Here is a 20,505-nt window from a genome sequence, read left to right as displayed (position 1 = left end):
ACGGCGTCCCGTACGTAGCCCCGTACGTCGCCCCGCGACCCCGGGCTTGCTCCCCGAATGGTTGTGTGATCACAATGGTTGTGTGAAGACAACCAAGGACGCGCCGACCGATGTCGCGTTGTGGCTCGGTCTGATGTCCCTCGTCATGGACCACAAGCGGCTGCTCGAGGACCGGCTCGCCGACCGGCTCGACCTGCCGTGGACCCGCTTCCGGGCGCTGCGCCGGTTCGAGCTGCACGCGATGACCCAGCGCGAGCTGGCCGACGCGATGTCGGTCGACGCGCCCGCCGCCTCGGTCATCGTCAGCGACCTCGCCGAGCGCGGCCTCGTCACCCGCGAGGCCGACCCGGCCGACGCGCGCCGCCGGATCGTGCGGATCACCGACGCCGGCCGCATGCTCATGGCCGACATCCGCGCCGTCGACGTCGAGGTCCCCGTCCTCGCCCCGCTGTCCGGCCGAGACCGCGCCGAGCTGGCCCGCCTCGTCGACCTCATGCGGGCGGGGGCCTGATGACGACCACCGCGCCCACCCTCGCGCCCGACCAGCTCGACACCCGCCGCCCCTACACCATCCTCGCCGTCTGCTGCCTCAGCCTGTTCGTCGTCGGCATCGACTCCAGCGCGGTGAACCTCGCGCTGCCCTCGATCCGCACCGACCTCGGGGCCTCGTCGAGCCAGCTGCAGTGGGTCGTCGACGCCTACACCCTCGTCCTCGCCGGGCTGCTCATGCTGTCCGGATCGACCGCCGACCGGCTCGGCCGCAAGCGCGTCTTCCTCGTCGGGCTCACCGTCTTCGGCCTCGGGTCGGTCCTGTGCTCGGTCGCGCAGGACCCCGGCCTGCTCATCGGCGCGCGCGTCCTGCAGGCCGTCGGCGGCTCGATGCTCAACCCCGTCGCCATGTCGATCATCACCAACGTCTTCACCAACGCCCGCGAGCGCGCCCGCGCCATCGGCGTGTGGGGCGGCGTCATCGGCCTCAGCCTCGCCCTCGGCCCGGTCGTCGGCGGCGCGCTCGTCGACGCCCTCAGCTGGCGGGCGGTGTTCTGGCTCAACGTCCCCGTCGTCCTCGCGGCCGTCGCCCTCACCCTGCGGATCGTCCCCGAGTCGCGCGCCGCGCGGTCGCGCCGACCCGACCCCGCCGGCCAGACGCTCATCGCCCTCGGCCTCACCGCGCTCGTCTTCGCCGTCATCGAGGGCGGGTCGCTGGGGTGGGCGTCGCCGGTCATCCTCGGCTCGTTCGCCGTCGCGGCGCTCGCCTTCGTCGCCCTGCCGATGGTCGAGCGACGGCGTGCCGAGCCGGTCCTCGACCCGCGCTTCTTCCGCTCGATCCCGTTCTCCGGAGCGGTGATCGGCGCCGTGCTCGGGTTCAGCGCGATGGGCGGGTTCCTCTTCCTCAACACCCTCTACCTGCAGGAGGTGCGCGGCTACTCGCCCCTGCACGCCGGCCTGCTCACCCTGCCGATGGCCGTCGCGACCGCGCTGCTCGCGCCGGTCTCCGGTCGGCTGGTGGGGTCGATCGGCCCGCGCGTGCCGATGGTCGTCGCCGGCATCGGGATCTCGCTGAGCGCGCTCCTCCTGCTGCGGCTCTCGGTCGACACCTCGGTCGGCTACCTCCTGCTCGCCTACGCGCTCTTCGGGATCGGCTTCGGCGTCCTCAACGCGCCGATCACCAACGCCGCCGTCTCCGGGATGCCGCGCGACCAGGCCGGCGTCGCCGCCGCGGTCGCGTCGACGAGCCGGCAGGTCGGCACCTCGCTCGGCGTCGCGGTCCTGCCCGCGGTGACCCTCGCCGCGCTCACCGGCCCGCTCGCGACCGGCCTGCCCGCCGCGTCGCACGTCGGTTGGACGGTCATGCTCGGCTGCGGGCTGCTCCTCGTCGTGCTCGCCTTCGTCGCGACCTCGCGCGCCGCGCACGCCAGCCGCGACCGCGTCGCCGCCGAGCTCGGCGCCTGACCCCGGACGGACCGACAGGCAGTCACCCGTGCCCGTACGACGCCCCGTGCTCGACGGGGCGTCGTACGGGCACCACTGCCTGTTCGTCCGTGCGGCCCGGCTGTCGATGGCCCGGGTGAGAGTGCACCGCGAGCGTGCGATCACCCCGCCGGAGCCCCTATCGACAGCCGGGCGGCAGGCGCGAGTCCGGCAGGTCAGATCCCGCGCCACTCCCGCAACCGCGCGAGCACAGCCTCCGGGTCCGACTCGACGACGAGCGCGTCGAGCGGCCCGCGCCGCACGAACCCCGCCCGCGCCATCCCCTCGAGCGCGTCGAGCAGCGGCCGCCAGTAGCCCGCGGTGTCGAGGAACGCGACCGGCTTGGCGTGGTAGCCCAGCTGCTGCCAGGTCCACACCTCGAACACCTCCTCGAGCGTCCCGGCGCCACCCGGCAGCGCGACGAAACCGTCGGCGCGAGAAGCCATCTCGGCCTTGCGCTCGTGCATCGTCCCGACCACGACGAGCTCGGTCAGACCGGTGTGCGCCAGCTCCCGCGACACCAGCGCCTCGGGGATGACGCCCACGACCGACCCGCCCTCGGCCAGCACCGCGTCGGCGACCGCGCCCATGAGCCCGACGTGGGCGCCGCCGTACACCAGCCCGATCCCCGCCCGCCCCAGCAGCCCGCCGAACGCGGTCGCGGCCGACAGGTACGCCGGGTCGTCCCCGGACGCCGAGCCCGTGAAGACCGCGACCGACCCCAGGGTCACGCCCCGAGCCCCTCGCGCACGAACGCGACGACCCCCGGTACGGCGCCGCGCACGTCGCGGTAGCAGACCTCGAAGTCCTCGGTGTCGCCGTACCAGGGGTCGGCGAGGTCGAGCTCGCCCGCCGCGACCGCCGCCGGGTCGAACGAGCGCAGCAGCCGCACCCGCGAACGCTCCTCGTCGGACCGGGCCAGCGCCTGCAGGGCCCGCAGGTGCCCGGCGTCGGCGGCGAGGACGAGGTCGGCCTCGTCGAACCAGCCCGCCTCGAACTGAGCGGCGACGTGGCTCGACCCGTCGAGCCCGTGCCGGTGCAGCGTCGCGACCGTCCGCGAGTCCGCGCCCTCGCCGACGTGCCACGCGCCGGTCCCGGCCGAGTCCACGGTGACCCGGTCGCCGAGCCCCTCCTCGGCCAGCGCGGAGCGCAGGACGACCTCGGCCATCGGCGAGCGGCAGATGTTGCCCGAGCAGACGACGGTGACGTGCACCCTCAGGCCTCGTAGCCGTTCGGGTTGGCCTGCTGCCAGCGCCAGGTGTCGGCGCACATGTCCTCGATGGTCTTCTCCGCGTGCCAGCCGAGCTCCTCGTGGGCGCGGGTCGCGTCGGCCCAGTAGGCCGGCAGGTCACCGGCGCGGCGGCCGACGACGTCGTACGGGATCGGGCGCCCGCTCGCCGTCTCGAAGGCCTTGATCACCTGGAGGACCGACGTGCCGGTGCCGCTGCCGAGGTTCCAGACCCGCACCCGCCGGTCGCCGTCCGCGTCCGCGATGGTGGTGAGCGCCGCGACGTGCCCCGCGGCGAGGTCCTCGACGTGGATGTAGTCGCGCTCGGCCGTCCCGTCCGCGGTGGGGTAGTCGTCGCCGAAGACCTGGAGCCGCTCGCGCCGGCCCACCGCGACCTGCGCGATGAACGGCATGAGGTTGTTGGGGATCCCCTGCGGGTCCTCGCCGATCTGCCCCGACGGGTGCGCGCCGACGGGGTTGAAGTAGCGCAGCAGGGCGATCCGCCACCGCTCGTCGATCGCGCCGACGTCCTGCAGCACCTGCTCGATCATCACCTTCGTGCGCCCGTACGGCGAGCTCGCCGCGAGCGGCTCGTAGTCCTCCCGGTAGGGGACGGGGGCGTGGTCGCCGTACACCGTCGCCGACGAGGAGAAGACGAGGGTGTGGCAGCCGTGCCGGCGCATCGCGCGCAGCAGCGAGAACGTCGACTCGAGGTTGTTCTCGTAGTACTCCAGCGGGATCTGGACGCTCTCGCCGACCGCCTTGAGGCCGGCGAAGTGGACGACCGCGTCGATCCGCTGACCGGCGAAGAGCGCCTCGGTCTTGTCCTTGTCGGTGAGGTCGAAGGCGTGCGTCTCGACGTGCGTGCCCGACAGCGCCTCGAGCCGCCCGATGACGGCCGGCTTGGCGTTGCCGAAGTTGTCGACGACGACGACGTCGTGGCCGGCGGCGATGAGCTGGAGGACGGTGTGCGAGCCGATGTAGCCGGCCCCACCGCTGACGAGGACGCGCATGGCCCCGAGCCTAGGGGTCCGGCCACCCTGGCCGAACGGATGACCGCCTCGCCCGAAAGTTCCCTTGTGCACGAGTGACAGAGCCGCACATACTGGACACGCGGCGCCGGACCTCCCCCTACGGTGCCGCCCACCCCCTGCCGGACTGCCACCGACTCACGGGAAGCCCCCTGCCATGCCCACGACCCTGTCGATCGTCATGCCCGTCTACAACGAGGCCGCGACGATCCTGCGGGCCCTCGACCGCGTCCTCGCGGTCGACTTCCCGTGCCCCACCGAGCTCGTCGTCGTCGACGACGGCTCCTCCGACGCCACCTGGGCGCTGCTCGAGCGGGTCACGGACAGCCGCGTCCGCCTGGTGCGCCACGCCGCCAACCGCGGCAAGGGCGCGGCCGTCCTGACCGGCGTGGACCACGCGTCGGGCAGCCACCTGGTCATCCTCGACGCCGACCTCGAGTACTCCCCGGCCGATATCCCGGCCCTCGTGCAGCCGGTCCTCGACGGCGTGGCCGACCACGTCTTCGGGGTGCGGGTCTTCGGCCTCAACACCCGCTACCCCTCGTTCCGGTTCGCCGTCGGTGGGCGGGCGACGACCCTCGCGGCCAACGTGCTCTACGACTCCTGCCTCACCGACATGCACACCTGCCTCAAGCTCGTCCCGACCAGCCACGTGCGCTCGCTCGGGCTCGGCGAGTCGGGCTTCGGCCTCGACACCGAGCTGACGGCGCGGCTGCTGCGCGCGGGCGTGCGGCCCTTCGAGGTCCCGGTCTCCTACAACGGGCGCACCGCCGCGGACGGCAAGAAGATCACCTGGCGCGACGGCGTGCGCTGCCTCGCCGTCCTCGGCCGGGTCCGTGCCGCCGCGCCCGCCGCGCTCGCGCCGGTCCACCGCCCGGTGCGGGTCGTCACCGGGTACGACGCCCCCGTCGCCGCCCTCGGGCGCGGCACCCGCCTCGCCGTCTGAAGGCCCCGGCCGTCCCGACGCCGTACGCCGTGGGCGTCGGGTGGGCGTGCCTACACTCGCGCCCATGGCGACCTCCCCCACGCGGCTCCTGCTGCTCGGGGCCGTGCTCATCTTCGAGCCGGTCAACGCCTACCAGGTCCGCCGCGAGCTGCGCTCGTGGGGCGTCGACGAGTGGGCCCACCTCAACCCGGGGTCGATCTACTCGGGGCTTGGGACGCTGGCGCGGCAGGGTCACCTGGTCCAGCACGCCCTCTCCGAGGGCGGGCGCGAGGTCGCGGTCTACACGTCGACGACGCAGGGGCGGGGCGAGTTCGGCCGGCTCATGGAGGAGGCCGTGACGGTCGTCGACCTGTCCGCTCCGCTCGCCTTCCAGACCGCCCTCACCCTCATGCCGCTCCTCGATCGCGCGACCATGCGGGACCTGGTGCGCCGGCGGCTGGAGCGGGTCGACGGGTGGCGCCGTCGCGTGGAGGAGCAGGCCCCGCCGCACGGCGTCGTCCCGCCGCACGTGCGGGTCCTCGTCGAGCACTGGGAGCGCTCGGCGCGGGTGGAGCGCGAGCTCGCGCAGGGGCTGCTCGCGGACATCGAGGCCGGCCGGCTCGCCTTCGCGGGCGAGCCGGACGACTGGGCGCCCCCGCAGGACGACCCGGGGTGGCAGATGGCGAGCGACCGGCGGCGGTACGTCGCTGCGCTGGGCCTCGACGGGGACGAGCCCGGCGAGCGCCCGTGACCCACGCTGTTGATCAACCTTGACTAATTGATCAAGGTTGATCATCATGGGTGTCGGTGGTCGCTGCCACGCTCTCCGCCACGCACCCCTGCTCACGTGACCCCGCTGCGGCGGGAGCGAGGACGGTCCCCGTGATCCACGCCCGAGGCCTGGTCCAGGTCTTCTCCACCCGCTCCGGTCGGGAGCGCTCGCAGGTCCGCGCCGTCGACGGGGTCGACCTCGACGTCGCCGAGGGCGAGGTCGTCGGCTTCCTCGGCCCCAACGGCGCCGGGAAGACGACGACCCTGCGGATGCTCACCACCCTGCTGCGACCGACCGAGGGCACGGCGACGGTGGCGGGGTACGACGTCGCCCGCGAGCCGGTCCAGGTGCGCCGCCACATCGGGTACGTCTCGCAGAGCGGGTCCACGGGCAGCGTCGCCCGGGCCGGCGACGAGATCGTCGACCACGGGATGCTGTACGGGCTGTCGTCGGCCCAGGCCCGTCGGCGCGGCGAGGAGCTGTTCGAGCAGCTGGACCTGCAGGGCCTGTGGTCGCGCCAGCCCAAGACCCTCTCCGGAGGGCAGCGGCGCCGGCTCGACATCGCCATGGGGCTGGTGCACGAGCCGAGCCTGGTCTTCCTCGACGAGCCCACCACCGGCCTGGACCCGCAGGCGCGGGCCAACCTGTGGACCCACATCGCCGACCTGCGGGCCCGGCGCGGCGCGACCGTCTTCCTCACCACGCACTACCTCGACGAGGCCGACCACCTCAGCGACCGGGTCGTCGTGATCGACCACGGCCGCATCGTGGCCAGCGACACCCCCGACGCCCTCAAGTCCCGAGTGGCCGGTGATCTCGTGGACCTCGAGGTCGCGGACGCGGCCCAGGTGACCGCTGCCGCCGCGCGGCTGGAGCGGGCCGCCCGCTCGGCCGACGCGAGCGAGCCGGTCGAGGTCGACGGGACGCACGTGCGCGGCCGGGTGCAGCGCGCCGGCGTCGTCATCCCGGGACTGCTGCGCGAGCTGGACCAGGACGGCATCACGCTCACCTCGATCGAGGTGCGCCGTCCCACCCTCGACGACGTCTTCCTCACCCTCACCGGCCGCTCGCTGCGCGAGGGCGGCTGACGTGCCGCCCGCACCCGCCGGTCCCGCCCCGCTCACCCGACCCAGCCACCGGAGGTCCGCATGACCGTCCTGCGCGACAGCTACGTCGTCTTTCGCCGCCAGATGCGGATGAACCTGCGCAACCCCGCGTGGGTCCTCATCGGCATCTTCCAACCCGTGCTCTACCTGTTCCTCTTCGGCCCGCTGCTCAAGCCGCTGACGAGCCAGTTCGGCGCAAGCAACGCCTACACGTTCTTCGTGCCCGGCCTGCTCGTCCAGCTCGGCGTCTTCGGAGCGTTCTTCGCCGGGTTCAGCCTCATCGGCGAGTGGCGCGACGGGGTGATCGAGGCCGAGCGGGTCACCCCCGCCAGCCGGTTCGCCCTGCTGCTCGGCCGGCTCCTGCGCGACCTGGTCCAGCTCGTCGTCCAGGCCGTCATCCTCGTCGTCCTCGGCTTCGTCCTCGGGATGCGCGCCCCGGTCGGCGGGGTGGTCGTCGGGGTGCTGCTCACGGTCGTGCTGGGCGCCGCCTGCGCGGCGGCGTCGAACGCCCTCGCGCTCTCGACGAAGAGCGAGGACGTCATGGCGCCGGTGATCAACATGGTGACGATGCCCGTCCTGCTGCTGTCCGGGATCCTCCTGCCGATGACGCTCGGCCCCTCGTGGCTGCAGCGGGCCAGCGACTTCATGCCGATCCGGTGGGTCGTCGACGCCGTGCGCGGGTCCTTCGCCGGCGCGCTGGCGACGAGCACGATGACCTGGGGCATCGTCTGGACGGTCGTCATCTTCGCCCTCGCGATGTGGTGGGGCGTGTCGACCTTCCGGCGCGAGAACAGCTGACGCCGACCCGGCCGACCCGGCCGTCAGCCGGCGGAGCCGGCGGCCGACCAGGCGAGGGCGGCGAGGACCAGCGGGACGGCGAGCACCCCGACGGCGAAGCCGAGCATGACGGCGACCCGGGCCCGCGGGGCCGAGCGGTCGAGCAGCTCCAGCCGGACCGCGGCGGCCCCCGCCGCGGTGGTCGGGCCGGCCCCGAGCGTCGCCTCCGGGTGGGCCGAGCCGGCCAGGGCCACGAGGGCGCGTGCGAGCGGCAGCGGACCGGCCCGGCGGGCGGCGACCCGGTCCGCGAGGGCCTCGACGAGCAGCCGGACCTCGCGCAGCGCCGCCTCGGACCGCACCCGGGCCGGCACCGCCTCGTGGACGACGGTGAAGTACTCGAGGACGAGGTCGTGCCGTGAGTCGAGGTGGGCCCGCTCGTGGGCGAGGACGGCGTCGAGCTCCTCGGCGGCCAGCCGCTCGAGCGTGCCCCGGGTCAGGACGACCCGGCGCCGCAGCCCTGGCACGCAGTAGGCGGTCGGGGTGGGGTGGTCGAGGACCCGCAGGTCACCGGGTCGCTCGGGTCCCCCTCGTCCGTCAGGGGTGGCGAGGACGTCGACGAGGTCGCGGTGGCGCCGCCGGGCCGCGCGCAGCCGGGTGCCGACCCGGTGCCCGGACAGCAGCAGCAGCGCCAGCGTGCCGGCGCCGACGAGCACGGCCGGGACCGCCACGGCGACCCGGGCGGGCGTCGTACCGCCGTCGAGGATCAGCCGCACGCCGACCGCGCCGGTGAGCACGGCGGCGAGGACCGCCGCCGTGGTCACCGCCTGCCACACGAGCAGGGCGGGCCCGGGCGCGCTCCGGAACCGGTGCTGCGCGGCCATCAGGCGCGGGCCGGGGCCGGCGAGGACGACCGCCAGCAGCAGGAGCAGGAGCAGCAGGCCGGCGGCCAGCGGCGCACCGGTCGGTGGCGACCCCACGGGTCAGGCCCGCTCCGCCCGGCGCTGCTCGAGCTCCGCGAGGGCGGCCCGCAGGTCGTCGAGCTCCTCGGGGGTGGACCGGTCGAGGAAGTGCAGCAGCGCGGCCCGGCGGTCGTCGCCGGCGAGCGGGTCGAGGGTGGTGCGCAGCGCCTCGGCGGTGAGCCGGTCGCGTGAGGCCGCGGCCCGGTAGCGCCATGCCCGCCCGTCGCGCTCCCGCTCGGCCAGGCCCTTCTTGGCCAGCCGGTCGAGCACCGTCATCAGCGTCGTGTAGGCCAGGTCGCGCCGTGGGCCGAGCACGTCGTGCACCTCGCGGACGCTGACGCCGGCCCAGCCGGGGCCGGCCGCCTCCTGCGCGGACCACAGGTGGTCCATCACCGCCTGCTCGAGGTCGCCCAGGGCCGCCCGCGGGCTCATCGGGTGCCGTCCTCGCTGGGGCCGACCCGCACGGTGCGGTCGACGACGCCGGCGGGCAGGTCGTCGTGGCTCACGACGACGAGGGTACGTCGCCCCGCCGCGGCGGCGACGTCGCCCATCACCTGCGCCGCGGTCCCGGCGTCGAGGTGGGCCACCGGCTCGTCGAGCAGGAGCACCCCCCGCTCGGAGACCAGGGCGCGGGCCAGGCCGAGGCGGGTGCGCTCGCCCCCGGACAGGGCGCGGTCGCCGGTGCCGAGCCGGGTGTCGAGGCCGGCGGGCAGGTCGTCGTACCAGGGTCCGAGGCCGGCCTCGCGCAGCCCCCGCACGAGACGGGCGTCGAGGTCCGGGCCGTCGAGGGGCTCGGGCCGGGGGCGGGCGATCCGCAGGTTCTCGCGCAGGGAGGTCGCGAGGACCCAGGGCTCGTCGTCGACGACGGCGACCCGGGAGCGCAGGTCCGCCAGGGGCAGGTCGCGGGCGTCGGTGCCGTCGACGAGCAGCCGGCCGGTCGCCGGGTCGAGCTGGCGGGCGAGCAGCGCGAGCAGCGTGGACTTGCCGCCGCCGTTGGGGCCGGTGACGAGGGTGCGCGAACCCGGCGGGAGGTCGAGGTCGACCGGGTCGAGGTCGAGCGCGTCCGCCCCGGCCGCAGTGGGCTCGGTGGGCCGCCAGCGGGCGCCGGCGGCCTCGAGACGCAGGTGCGGCACGGGGGAGGTCACGGTGTCGTGCGCGGGGCGCTCGACGACCGCGGGGGGCTGGTCGAGCAGGACGTCGAGGCGGCGGCGGGCCGCGCGGGCCCGGGCGAGGGACCGCGCGGCGTCGGCCAGCGGCGTGAGCGCGTCGGACAGGGCGACGGGGGTGAGCACGAGCAGCGCGGCGACCGGGGCGGCGACGTCGAGGCGCGCGACGACGAGCGCGGCGGCGGCCGTCGCCCCGCCGAGCAGCGCCACTGCGGCGCCCTGCGCGAGGGCGCGGCCGCGGGCCTGCCGCCGCACCGCGGCGGACCAGTGCGCCTGGGCCTCGTCGAGCCAGCGGCGGGCGTCGGTACCGGCGCCGACGGCGAGCAGGTCGCGCCGACGCAGGGCGACGAGCTCGCCGACCCGCAGGACCTCGGCGCGGGCCTGCTCGAGGCGGGCCTGCCCGTCGGCCTCGAGCCGGACGGCGAGCAGGGTGACGCCGGCGAGGGCCGCGGCGAGGGCGACGTGGACGAGCGCCACGGTCGGGCTGACGAGGGCGGTCAGGCCGGCGGTGGCGAGGACCGTGACCGCGGCGGCGGCGAGCGGGACCCCCGCGCGGACCGGGGCCTCGGTGAGGTCGGTGAGGTCGTCGACGACGGCGCCGGCGACCTCGGCGCGGTGCCGCCGGCCGAGCCGGGCCGGGGTGAGCGGGACGAGGCGCCGGGCGACGTCCTCCCGGGCGCGGGCCAGGTCGCCGAGCGCGACGTCGTGCGAGCGCACCCGCTCGGCCCAGCGCAGCAACGGACGCGAGATGCCGAAGGCGCGGACCCCGACGACGGCGGTCAGCAGGGTGAGCACGACCGGCCGCTCGGAGGCCCGGACGACGAGCCACCCCGAGGTGGCGGTGAGGGCCACGCCGCTGAGGGTGGCCGCGGCACCGAGGAGGACGGAGGCGCCGTACGCCCGCAGGGGGGTGCGGGGACGGCTGGTGGTCCCGGTGGCGGCGGTCATCGGGTCACCGCCAGGGGACGGGTCGCGGCGCCGGGGCGGGAGGTGGCCCCGGCGACGCGCGGGTCGGCGGCCGGCGGGCCGTCGGGGTCGGTGACGCGTCCGTCGGCGACGACCCAGTGGCCGGTCGCGTGGGTGGCGAGGCCGGCGCGGTGGGTGACGGCGACGACGGTGCGGGTGCGGGCGAGCCCGGCGACCACGGCGTCGAGGTCGCTGCGGGTGGCGGCGTCGACGTGCGCGGTCGGCTCGTCGAGCAGCAGCAGCGGGGCCTCGGACAGGACGGCGCGGGCGAGCACGAGGCGGGCGCGCTGGCCGGCGCTGAGGCCGATGCCGTCGTCGCCGATCGTGGCGTCGAGGCCACCGCGCTCGGCGAGCGCTCCGGTGAGGCCGACGCGGGTGAGCGCGTGCTCGAGCTCGGCGTCGGGGAGGGCCCGGCCGGCGCCGAGGGTGAGGGCGTCGCGGACCGTGCCGGGCAGCAGGAAGGGTCGCTGGGTGACCAGGTGCGCGGGGGGGACGGTGACGGTCCCGCGCTGCGGGGCGCGCAGCTCGGCGAGCACCTCGAGCAGCGTGGTCTTCCCGCCACCGGACGGTCCGGTGACCGCGACGAGCGCCGGCCCCGTCGGCAGGGCGATGGTGACGTCGTCCAGCACGGGCGCGGGGCGGTCGTCGTACGTCGTCGTGACGTGGGCGAGGCCGGGCGTGGGCTTCGCCGGGGTTCGTGAGGCTTCGCCGGAGAACGGTTGTCCTGCGGAGCCGGACATTATCGGGTCGCCCGATAATGTCCGGTCGCCGTCGGCCCTCGGGAGGAGGGCCGCGAGCGCGGCGGCGCCGTCGGCGGCGGCGTGGAACTCGGCGCCGACGCGGCGCACGGGCCAGTAGGCCTCGGGGGCGAGGAGGATGGCGAGCAGGGCGGTGCGCAGGTCGAGGCCGCCGGCGGCGAGGCGCAGGCCGGCGACGACGGCGACGAGCGCGACGGCGATGGTGGCGACGAGCTCGAGGGCGGCGCTGCTGAGGAAGGCGATCCGCAGGGTGCGGGTGGTGGCCCGGCGGTGCCGCTCGCTGACGGCGCGGACCGACGCGGCCTGCGCCTCGCCGCGGCCGTAGGCGACGAGCACCGGCAGCCCGCGCAGCACGTCGAGGAAGTGGCCGGACAGGTCGGCGAGCGCGCGCCACCGGCGCTGGGTCGCGTCCTGGGTGGCCTGGCCGATGAGCGCGGCGAACAGCGGGAGGAGCGGCAGGGTGAGGACGACGGCGACCGCGCTCCACGGGTCGACGAGGGCGAGGACGACGACGACGAGCGCGGGCAGCACGGCGGCCGAGGCGAGCGCGGGCAGGTACTTGACGACGTACCCCTCGACGCTCGCCGCGCCCTGGGCCAGCTGGGTCGTCAGGGCGGGCTCGGGCTCGGCGGTCGCCCGCCGCAGCTCGGCGGCGACGACGCGCCGGCGCAGCGCCCCGGACACCGTCGTGGCGGCGCGCGCGGCGAGCGCCTCGGCCAGCGCGGCGACCAGCCCGCGCAGCCCGACGACGCCGGCGACCGCCGCGGCCGCCGGCAGCACGGGCCCGTGCGCGACGACGGTGGTGACGAGGACCGCGACGGCGACGACCTGGCCGACGGCGAGGACTCCGCCGGCGACGCCGAGCCCGGCGAGGAGCGCGACCGGGCGCCGCGCCTCGGGCAGGACGCGCAGCAGCGCCGGGTCGACCGGGCGGGGGCGCTCGCTCACGCGGTGACCCGCGCGGGCTCGCGGTCGGGCGTCCCGCCGACCGGCGCCGTGCGCACGGTGATCCGCTTGCGGAACACCCAGTACGTCCACGCCTGGTAGGCCAGCACGACCGGGGTGAAGACGGCGGCCGCGATGGTCATGATCCGCAGGGTGTACGGCGTGCTGCTGGCGTTCGTCACGGTGAGCGACCAGGCCGGGTCGAGGCTCGAGGGGAGCACGTCGGGGAACAGCATGAGGAAGTACGACGCCACGACGAGGGCGATGGTGGCGAAGGTCCCGGCGAAGGCCAGGCCCTCGCGGCCGCGCAGGTTCGCCGCGAGCGCACCGAGCAGCAGCACGGCGGCCAGCGCCGACGCGGCCCACGACCAGGCGTCGCCCGAGCCGAGGTTGAGCGTCGCGAGCAGCACCACGGCGAGGACGGCCGCGACGACGCCGGTGCGGGTGGCGACCGTGCGGGCCTCGGCGCGGACCGGCCCGTCGGTCTTGAGGGCGACGAAGAGGGCGCCGTGGGTGAGGAACGCGAACAGGGTGACCAGGCCGCCGAGCAGGCCGACCGGGTTGAGCAGGGTGAACAGGGTGCCGGCGTACTCGCCCTGCGCGTCGACGGGGACGCCGCGCACGACGTTGGTCAGGGCCACGCCCCACAGGAGCGCGGGGACGACGGAGCCGACGACGATGGCCAGGTCCCACCGGCGGCGCCAATGCTCGTCGTCGCGCTTGGCCCGGTACTCGAAGCCGAGGTTGCGCACGATGAGGGCGACGAGGATGAGCAGCAGCGGGAGGTAGAAGCCGCTGAACATCGTTGCGTACCACTCGGGGAAGGCGGCGAACGTCGCGCCGCCGGCGGTGAGCAGCCACACCTCGTTGCCGTCCCAGACCGGGCCGATCGTCCCGAGCAGCGCGCGGCGACGGTGCTCGGCGTCGCGGCCGGGGCCGCGCCGGCCGAGGACCGGCAGCAGCATGCCGACACCGAAGTCGAAGCCCTCGAGGACGAGGTAGCCGGTCCACAGGACGGCGATGAGGACGAACCAGACGGTGGTGAGCTCCATGGCGGAAGTCCTTGGGAGAGAGGGCGGGGCGGTCAGTGGGCGTAGGCGAGCGGCGCGTGCTCGGGGTCGTCCGAGGCGTCGTCGTGCTCCCCGGGGACGGGCTGCGCCGGCCCGGCGCCCTGCCGCACGGTGGTGACGACCAGGCGCATCTCGACGACGGCGAGGACGCCGTACAGGAGCGTGAAGACGACCATCGAGGTGAGCACCTCGCCGGCCGAGACCGACGGGGAGACACCGGTCCTCGTCGTCATGAGCCCGAAGACGAGCCACGGCTGACGACCGGTCTCGGTGAAGATCCAGCCGAAGGCGTTGCCGAGGACGGGCAGGAACGGCGAGGCGAGCGCCGCCCACAGCAGCGGTCGGGCGAGCCGGCCCCGCCGCTCGGGGACGCGGCCGCCACGGGTCAGCCACAGCACGGCCGCGGCGATGACCGAGGCGAGCATCCCCACGCCGATCATGAGCCGGAAGGTCCAGTAGGTCACGGGGATCGTCGGCACGTAGGCGGAGTCGGCGACGAGCGGGTTCCCGGAGGCGCCGTACTGCTTCTCGTACTGCGCCTTGAGGTCGTTGATGCCCTCGACCTTGCCGTCGACCGAGCCGGTGGCGAGGAAGCTGAGCAGGCCGGGGACGGTGATGGCGACCTTCTCCCGGCTGCCGTCCAGCGAGCCGATCGTGAAGACCGAGAACGGCGCCCGGCTGTCCGAGGTCGCGTAGAGCGCCTCGGCGGCGGCCATCTTCATCGGCTGCACCTCGGTCATGATCTTGCCCTGCACGTCGCCGCTGACCGCGACCAGCGCGCCGGCGACGAGCGTGACGACGGCCCCGACGCGGGTGGCGCGGCGGTACATGCCGACGTCCGCGCGGTCCTGGTCGGTGCGCTCGCCGCGGCGCACCAGGCGCCACAGGGCGACGCCCATGACGACGGCGCCGCCGACGAGGTAGGACGCGAGGACGGTGTGCGGGAAGGTGACCAGCTGCACCTTGTTGGTGAGGATGGCGACGAAGTCGGTCATCTCGGCGCGGCCGGTCGCGGGGTCGTAGCGGTAGCCGACCGGGTTCTGCATGAACGAGTTCGCGGCGAGGATGAAGTACGCCGACGCGAGCGTCCCGACGTGCACCAGCCAGATGCTGGCGGCGTGCAGCTTCTCGGGGATTCTCCCCCGACCGAAGATCCACAGACCGAGGAAGGTCGACTCGAGGAAGAAGGCGAGCAGCGCCTCGAGTGCCAGCGGCGCCCCGAACACGTCGCCGACGAAGCGCGAGTAGTCCGACCAGTTCATGCCGAACTGGAACTCCTGGACGATGCCGGTGACGAGGCCGAGCGCGAAGTTGATGACGAAGATGCGACCGAAGAAGAGCGCGAGCCGCTGGTCCTCCTCGCGGTGCGTGCGCACGTGCTGCGTCTGGAACCACGCGACGAGGGCCGACAGGCCGATCGTCACCGGGACGAACAGGAAGTGGTAGACGGTCGTGATGGCGAACTGCCACCGGGCGAGGTCCACGGCACTCATCGGGCGCTCCTGGGGAGAGACTCTCTACTACTACGGTCAGTAGTAGATACTACACACCGTAGTAGTTCATTCCCCAGGGTCGGAGGTCCCGGGCGGTCGGGCCGGGGGACCCCTCGCGCGGGCCTACCCCCGCGGGCGCTGGTCGACGATCCGTCGCGCCTTGCCGACGCTGCGCTCGATGCCGCCGGGGTCGCGCACCTCGACCGTGACGCTCGTGCCGATCCGCTCCTTGACCCGCCCCGAGAGCCGGCCCGCGACGGCGGCCCTCGCGTCGTCGCCCACCGGCTCGAGGGTCTCGACGAGGACGGTCAGCTCGTCGAGCCGGCCGGGACGGGTGAGGACGCACTGGAAGTACGGCGCCAGCCCCTCCTCGGCGAGGACGAGCTCCTCCACCTGGGTGGGGAAGACGTTGACGCCGCGCACGATCATCAGGTCGTCGGTGCGGCCGGTGACCTTCTCCATCCGGCGGAAGGCGGGGTACGCCGTCCCGGGCAGCAGCCGGGTGAGGTCGCGCGTGCGGTAGCGCAGCACCGGCATCGCCTGCTTGGTCAACGACGTGAAGACGATCTCGCCGCGCTCCCCGTCGGGCAGCACCTCGCCCGTCAGGGGGTCGACCACCTCGGGGTAGAAGTGGTCCTCCCACACGTGCAGCCCGTCCTTGGTGGCCGCCGCCTCCTGCGCGACACCGGGCCCCATGACCTCGGACAGCCCGTAGATGTCGACCGCGTCCATGGCCGTGCGCTCCTCGACCTCGCGGCGCATCGACTCGGTCCACGGCTCGGCGCCGAAGATCCCGACCCGCAGCGAGGTCCCCTTCGGGTCGACGCCCTGGCGCTCCATCTCGTCGAGGATCGAGAGGAAGTAGCTCGGCGTCACCATGATGACCCGCGGCTGGAAGTCGACGATGAGCTGCACCTGCCGCTCGGTCATGCCGCCGGAGACCGGGACGACGGTGCACCCGAGCCGCTCGGCGCCGTAGTGCGCCCCGAGCCCGCCGGTGAACAGGCCGTAGCCATACGCGACGTGGACGACGTCGCCCGGCCGCCCACCCGCGGCGTGGATCGAGCGGGCCATGACGTCGGCCCAGGTGCCGAGGTCGTCCTGCGTGTAGCCGACGACGGTCGGCTTGCCGGTCGTCCCGCTGCTCGCGTGCACCCGCACGACCTGCTCGCGCGGCACGGCGAACATCCCGAACGGGTAGTTCGCCCGCAGGTCGTCCTTGCTCGTGAACGGCAGCCGCGCGAGGTCGGCCAGATCCCGGATCTCGTCCGGGTGCACCCCGGCCGCGTCGAGGGCGCGACGGTAGTGCGGCACGTGCTCCCAGGCCCGCCGTACGGAGTCCTGCAGCCGCGCCAGCTGCCGCGCCCGCAGCTCGTCGAGCGACAGCTCGAGCCCGTCCCGCCAGGAGGGGGACGCGGTGGTGGGTGACGTCGTCGTCATGCCCGCACCCTAACGACGCCTGGACGAGGAACACCCCAGATGTTGCTGCCTCTGGACCGTCGGTGCGCGGTCCATCGGCAGCAACATGTGGGGTGTCCCACCGTCGCGCGGAGGTCAGCCGGTGTGCATGCGGCGCAGGAAGGCCTTGGTGCGCTCGTGCTGGGGGTTGCCGATGACGTCGTGCGGGTCGCCCTGCTCGACGACGACGCCGCCGTCCATGAAGACGACCGTGTCGGCGACGTCGCGCGCGAAGGCCATCTCGTGGGTGACGACGAGCATCGTCATGCCCTGGCCGGCGAGCTCGCGCATGACGGCGAGGACCTCGCCGACGAGCTCGGGGTCGAGCGCCGACGTCGGCTCGTCGAAGAGCATGAGCTTGGGCTGCATCGCGAGCGCCCGGGCGATGGCGACGCGCTGCTGCTGCCCGCCGGACAGCTGCGCCGGGTACGACGCCGCCTTGTCGGCGAGGCCCACGCGCTCGAGCAGCCCGAGGGCGCGCTCCTTGACGGCCTTCTTCTTCTCGCCGCGCACCTGCACCGGCGCCTCCATGACGTTCTCGAGCGCCGTCATGTGCGGGAAGAGGTTGAAGCGCTGGAAGACCATGCCGATCTCCGAGCGCTGCCGGGCGATCGCCTTGTCCCCCAGCCGGTGCAGCGCGCCGTCGCGGTCCTCGAGACCGAGCAGGTCGCCGTCGACCCAGATCCGGCCGCCGTCGATCGTCTCGAGCTGGTTGACGCAGCGCAGGAACGTCGTCTTGCCCGACCCCGACGGGCCGAGCAGGCAGACGACCTGACCCTTGTGGACGTCGAGGTCGATGCCCTTGAGGACGTCGGTGCCGTGGAACGCCTTGTGGACGTTGACGGCGTGGACGAGGGCCTGCTCGCTCATGCGCCACCGCTCCCGCCGGGCCGGGCGAAGCGCCGCGGCCGCGCGGGGCCGGACACGCCGAACCCGCGGCCGAAGCGCCGCTCGAGGTAGTACTGCCCGACCATGAGGACCGAGCAGATGATGAGGTACCACATCGTCGCGCCGGCCAGCGCGGGCATGATCTGCAGCGTCCGCGTCCCGATGGCGCGGGTCTGGTTGAACAGCTCGGCCGACACGGGGATCGCGCTGAGCAGCGAGGTGTCCTTGACCATGGCGATCGTCTCGTTGCCGGTCGGCGGGACGATGACCCGCATCGCCTGCGGCAGGACGACCCGGCGCATGGCCTTGCCCGAGCTCATCCCGAGCGCCTGGGCCGCCTCGGTCTGGCCCCGGTCGACGGACTGGATGCCGGCGCGGGCGATCTCGGCCATGTAGGCGGCCTCCGAGAGGCCGAGCCCGAGGATGCCTCCCCAGATCGAGCTCGTCACCGAGAAGGTCCCGACGCTGGCGACGGTGAAGGTGTCCTGCGAGAGGCCGAGGAAGCCGGCCAGCTGCTCGCCGAAGGGCAGCCCGAAGGTCAGCTGCGGGTAGAGGAACCCGAGCCCGGTGCCGATGACGATGAGCAGGACGTAGCGCGGGATCGCCCGGAAGAACCACGTGAAGACGAACGACACCCCGCGCAGCACCGGGTTCTGCGACAGCCGCATGACGGCGATCGGCACGCCCAGGCCGATGCCGACGACCATCGCCCCCACGGTGCCGAGCAGCGTGCCCTTGACCAGACCGTCGAGGACGGGGTTCTGGTTCATGACCTGGAAGGCCACGCTCCAGTTCCACCGCTGGTTGGTGACGAACGAGCTGACGACCATCGCGACGAGCACCGCGATGACGACGATCGCCACCCACCGCCACGGGTGGCGGACCGCCCGGGCGTCGATGGCGCCCGGGCGGTCACCGGTGGCCTCAGTCACGGGTTGACGGCGAAGTCGGTGATGGCGCCCTTCTCGACACCCCACTTGCTCAGCGCCGCCTTGTAGGAGCCGTCCGAGTCGGCCGCCTTGAGCGCGTCGACGAGGGCTTGGGCGAAGTCGGTCTGGTCCTTGGGGACGACCCAGCCGTACGGCGCCGAGTCGTAGGCCTCGCCGAGCGCCTCGAGCGCGCCGGAGGTCTGCTTGACCGCGTAGAGCGCCACCGGCGAGTCGGCCGCCATGGCCACCGTCTTGCCGCCGACGAGGTCGGCGGTGACCTGGTCCTGGCCCTCCTGGACGACGAGGTTGATCGCCGGCTTACCCGCGTCGGTGCACTTCTTGCTGCGCGCGGTGAGGTCGTCCTGCTGCGTCGTCGCCTTCTGCACGCCGATGGTCAGCCCGCAGGCATCGTCCGCGTTGACCTTCTTGGGGTTCCCGGTCTGCGTCACCCACTGCGTCCCTGCCGTGTAGTAGCTGACCATGTTGACCTGCTTCTTGCGCTCGTCCGTGATGGAGAAGCTCGAGATGCCCATGTCGTACTTGCCCCCGGTGACGCCGAGGATGATCGAGTCGAACGAGGCGGGCTGCCACTCGACCTTGACCCCGAAGCGGGCGGCCACCGCGTCGAAGAGGTCGACGTCCATCCCCTGCACGGTCTTGCCGTCACCACCGAGGAACTCGTTGGGCGCGTACGTCGCGTCGGTGCCCACCTTGATGACGCCGGCGGACTTGATCGAGGCGGGCAGCTTGGCCGCGAGGGCCGAGTCGACGGCGGCGGTCGTGGTCGGACCGGACCCGGTGGTCGCGGCCCCACCACCCCCGGAGCCCGACCCGGTGTCGAGCGAGTTGGACCCGCAGGCGGCGAGGCCGAGGGTCGCGGCGAGCGCGACGGCGACGGACAGGGGACGACGGGACATGCGGTTTCCTCTCGCTGTGACCGGCGTTCCGGACGGCCGGTGGACGCATCCTGCCACCGCCGTGTTGCGGGGGAGTCACGGTTCCGCTCGATCGACGAGAGATCGTGACGCGGGGTCGCCCGGCGCTCAGCCCCCGCAGCGCGCAGCGACGTCGGAGCGCGCGGACCCCAGCGCGTCCCCGGTGACGGCGACGTCGGGGCGCACCGGCCCGGTCGCGACGGCGCCGTCGCGGTCGGCCAGCCGCCAGCGCACGACGCGCAGCGTCGCGCCGTCGGCGAGCCGGTGCACCGTCGCGTCCACCGCGTCGCCGTACGACGCCGCCCCCAGGCTTTGCGCGCCCGAGCGGCCCCGGAAGGCGAGCACCACCCCCTCGCCGGCGACCGCGGTGCCGCGGTCGAGCAGGACGGTGACGGGCTGGTCGTCGTGCCGCCCGACCGGGTCGAGCGGCACGAGCAGCCGGCCCCCGGCCCGCACGGCGTCGTCGTCGAGGGTGACCTCGTCGCGGTGGCCCTCGCGGTCGACCCGCTGCAGCACCGTCCCCGCCGGCAGCAACGGGGCGACCGCGCCGAGCAGGGCCCCGAGGTCCTCGCTCGCGTTGCCGCGGACGTCGACGACCCAGCCGCAGGTCGTCGTCCGGGCGGCGTTGGCGACCGCCGCCGCGCCCGCCCGGGCGTACGACGCCTCGGCCGGCGACGGCGGCCCGGTCCCGACCAGCGCGGTGAGGTCGGCGAAGCCGGGCAGCGTGAGCACCGTGACCCCGTCGGTCGTGGACGCCGACGGCCGGCCGGGGGAGGGCGGCACCGCCGCCGCGCTGCCCGGGGGCGCGAGATCGGCCTGGGCCTGGCCGACGCCGACGAGCATGGCGCGGATCGGGTCGTACGTCGCCGCGACGCTCGTGCGCGAGCGCGCCTTCTCCAGCGCGATCTCGCGCAGCGAGGCGACGTTGTCCTCCGCCGTGAGGCTCTGGGCGACGAGCGCGGTCGCCGCGACGGCGTACGCGGTCGGGGTCGTCGCCGTCGTCCCGGTCGGTGACGGCGGCGGGGGGGCGGGGGCCGCCGTGCAGGCGGTGAGGGCGAGCAGGCCCGCGAGCAGGCCCGCAGGCAGGGCCGCGGGCGTCAGCGCGGGCGACCGGTGGGGCACGGGCTC

Annotated in this window: 20 protein-coding genes; 6 read left to right on the top strand and 14 right to left on the bottom strand. The window is 74.5% G+C overall.

The window, feature by feature from the left end:
* Positions 1–82 precede the first annotated feature (82 nt).
* The gene (locus tag FB458_RS06310; protein ID WP_141847725.1) at positions 83–511 is read left to right on the top strand and encodes a MarR family winged helix-turn-helix transcriptional regulator; all 429 of its coding nucleotides are present in this window, start codon (positions 83–85) and stop codon (positions 509–511) included.
* Positions 511–1,953 carry an MFS transporter gene (locus tag FB458_RS06305; RefSeq protein WP_141847723.1) on the top strand — a complete coding sequence of 481 codons (1,443 nt, stop codon included), beginning with the start codon at positions 511–513 and terminating at the stop codon, positions 1,951–1,953. Before FB458_RS06310 ends, FB458_RS06305 begins: the two co-directional genes overlap by 1 nt.
* Before the next feature lie 194 nt (positions 1,954–2,147).
* On the opposite strand, the gene FB458_RS06300 is transcribed toward FB458_RS06305, so the two are convergent.
* From FB458_RS06300 to galE, 3 genes are read right to left on the bottom strand one after another with little or no spacing between them, the layout of a single operon-like run.
* The gene (locus FB458_RS06300; protein WP_246061092.1) at positions 2,148–2,702 is read right to left on the bottom strand and encodes an LOG family protein; all 555 of its coding nucleotides are present in this window, start codon (positions 2,700–2,702) and stop codon (positions 2,148–2,150) included.
* On the bottom strand, positions 2,699–3,184 hold the full coding sequence (locus FB458_RS06295; RefSeq protein WP_246061091.1) for a low molecular weight protein-tyrosine-phosphatase: 486 nt from the start codon (positions 3,182–3,184) through the stop codon (positions 2,699–2,701). Before FB458_RS06295 ends, FB458_RS06300 begins: the two co-directional genes overlap by 4 nt.
* A 2-nt stretch (positions 3,185–3,186) precedes the next feature.
* Positions 3,187–4,212: a UDP-glucose 4-epimerase GalE gene (gene galE, locus FB458_RS06290; protein ID WP_141847721.1), complete on the bottom strand. Its 1,026-nt coding sequence runs from the start codon at positions 4,210–4,212 to the stop codon at positions 3,187–3,189.
* A gap of 175 nt (positions 4,213–4,387) precedes the next feature.
* Here galE and FB458_RS06285 point away from each other — a divergent pair, with 175 nt between their 5' ends.
* From FB458_RS06285 to FB458_RS06270, 4 genes are all read left to right on the top strand, one after another.
* Entirely contained in the window at positions 4,388–5,176 is a 789-nt protein-coding gene (locus FB458_RS06285) for a glycosyltransferase family 2 protein (RefSeq protein ID WP_141847719.1), read from the top strand.
* A gap of 64 nt (positions 5,177–5,240) precedes the next feature.
* The gene (locus tag FB458_RS06280; protein WP_141847717.1) at positions 5,241–5,906 is read left to right on the top strand and encodes a PadR family transcriptional regulator; all 666 of its coding nucleotides are present in this window, start codon (positions 5,241–5,243) and stop codon (positions 5,904–5,906) included.
* Positions 5,907–6,037: 131 nt separating this feature from the next.
* Positions 6,038–7,015, top strand: coding sequence for an ATP-binding cassette domain-containing protein (locus FB458_RS06275; RefSeq protein WP_141847715.1), 978 nt, complete (start codon positions 6,038–6,040; stop codon positions 7,013–7,015).
* A gap of 60 nt (positions 7,016–7,075) precedes the next feature.
* On the top strand, positions 7,076–7,831 hold the full coding sequence (locus FB458_RS06270; protein WP_141847713.1) for an ABC transporter permease: 756 nt from the start codon (positions 7,076–7,078) through the stop codon (positions 7,829–7,831).
* 23 nt (positions 7,832–7,854) lie between these two features.
* Here FB458_RS06270 and FB458_RS06265 read toward each other — a convergent pair whose 3' ends face one another.
* The 11 genes from FB458_RS06265 to FB458_RS06215 form a co-directional block, all read right to left on the bottom strand.
* Positions 7,855–8,787, bottom strand: coding sequence for a M56 family metallopeptidase (locus tag FB458_RS06265; RefSeq protein WP_246061090.1), 933 nt, complete (start codon positions 8,785–8,787; stop codon positions 7,855–7,857).
* Positions 8,788–8,790: 3 nt separating this feature from the next.
* Complete coding sequence (locus FB458_RS06260) at positions 8,791–9,201, bottom strand: BlaI/MecI/CopY family transcriptional regulator (protein WP_141847711.1); 411 nt, start codon at positions 9,199–9,201, stop codon at positions 8,791–8,793.
* The gene (gene cydC / locus FB458_RS06255; protein WP_141847709.1) at positions 9,198–10,883 is read right to left on the bottom strand and encodes a thiol reductant ABC exporter subunit CydC; all 1,686 of its coding nucleotides are present in this window, start codon (positions 10,881–10,883) and stop codon (positions 9,198–9,200) included. Before cydC ends, FB458_RS06260 begins: the two co-directional genes overlap by 4 nt.
* Positions 10,880–12,607, bottom strand: coding sequence for an ABC transporter transmembrane domain-containing protein (locus tag FB458_RS06250; protein ID WP_141847707.1), 1,728 nt, complete (start codon positions 12,605–12,607; stop codon positions 10,880–10,882). Before FB458_RS06250 ends, cydC begins: the two co-directional genes overlap by 4 nt.
* Positions 12,604–13,656, bottom strand: a complete 1,053-nt coding sequence (gene cydB / locus FB458_RS06245) for a cytochrome d ubiquinol oxidase subunit II (protein WP_141847705.1) — start codon at positions 13,654–13,656, stop codon at positions 12,604–12,606. The genes FB458_RS06250 and cydB overlap by 4 nt, the downstream gene beginning before the upstream one ends.
* Positions 13,657–13,688: 32 nt before the next feature.
* On the bottom strand, positions 13,689–15,167 hold the full coding sequence (locus FB458_RS06240; RefSeq protein ID WP_141847703.1) for a cytochrome ubiquinol oxidase subunit I: 1,479 nt from the start codon (positions 15,165–15,167) through the stop codon (positions 13,689–13,691).
* 123 nt (positions 15,168–15,290) lie between these two features.
* Complete coding sequence (gene paaK / locus FB458_RS06235) at positions 15,291–16,607, bottom strand: phenylacetate--CoA ligase PaaK (RefSeq protein WP_141847701.1); 1,317 nt, start codon at positions 16,605–16,607, stop codon at positions 15,291–15,293.
* Positions 16,608–16,721: 114 nt separating this feature from the next.
* Positions 16,722–17,495: an amino acid ABC transporter ATP-binding protein gene (locus tag FB458_RS06230; protein ID WP_141847699.1), complete on the bottom strand. Its 774-nt coding sequence runs from the start codon at positions 17,493–17,495 to the stop codon at positions 16,722–16,724.
* The gene (locus tag FB458_RS06225) at positions 17,492–18,445 is read right to left on the bottom strand and encodes an amino acid ABC transporter permease (RefSeq protein WP_211355948.1); all 954 of its coding nucleotides are present in this window, start codon (positions 18,443–18,445) and stop codon (positions 17,492–17,494) included. Before FB458_RS06225 ends, FB458_RS06230 begins: the two co-directional genes overlap by 4 nt.
* The gene (locus tag FB458_RS06220; protein ID WP_141847697.1) at positions 18,442–19,359 is read right to left on the bottom strand and encodes an ABC transporter substrate-binding protein; all 918 of its coding nucleotides are present in this window, start codon (positions 19,357–19,359) and stop codon (positions 18,442–18,444) included. The genes FB458_RS06225 and FB458_RS06220 overlap by 4 nt, the downstream gene beginning before the upstream one ends.
* Before the next feature lie 126 nt (positions 19,360–19,485).
* A complete protein-coding gene (locus tag FB458_RS06215; RefSeq protein ID WP_141847695.1) occupies positions 19,486–20,499 on the bottom strand; it encodes a S41 family peptidase in 1,014 nt (337 codons plus the stop codon).
* Positions 20,500–20,505: the final 6 nt, after the last annotated feature.

It is taken from the genome of Lapillicoccus jejuensis, assembly GCF_006715055.1.
GTDB lineage: Bacteria > Actinomycetota > Actinomycetes > Actinomycetales > Dermatophilaceae > Lapillicoccus > Lapillicoccus jejuensis.
Note: the sequence above shows the minus strand (reverse complement) of the source record. Positions and strands in the feature narration are given on the sequence as shown.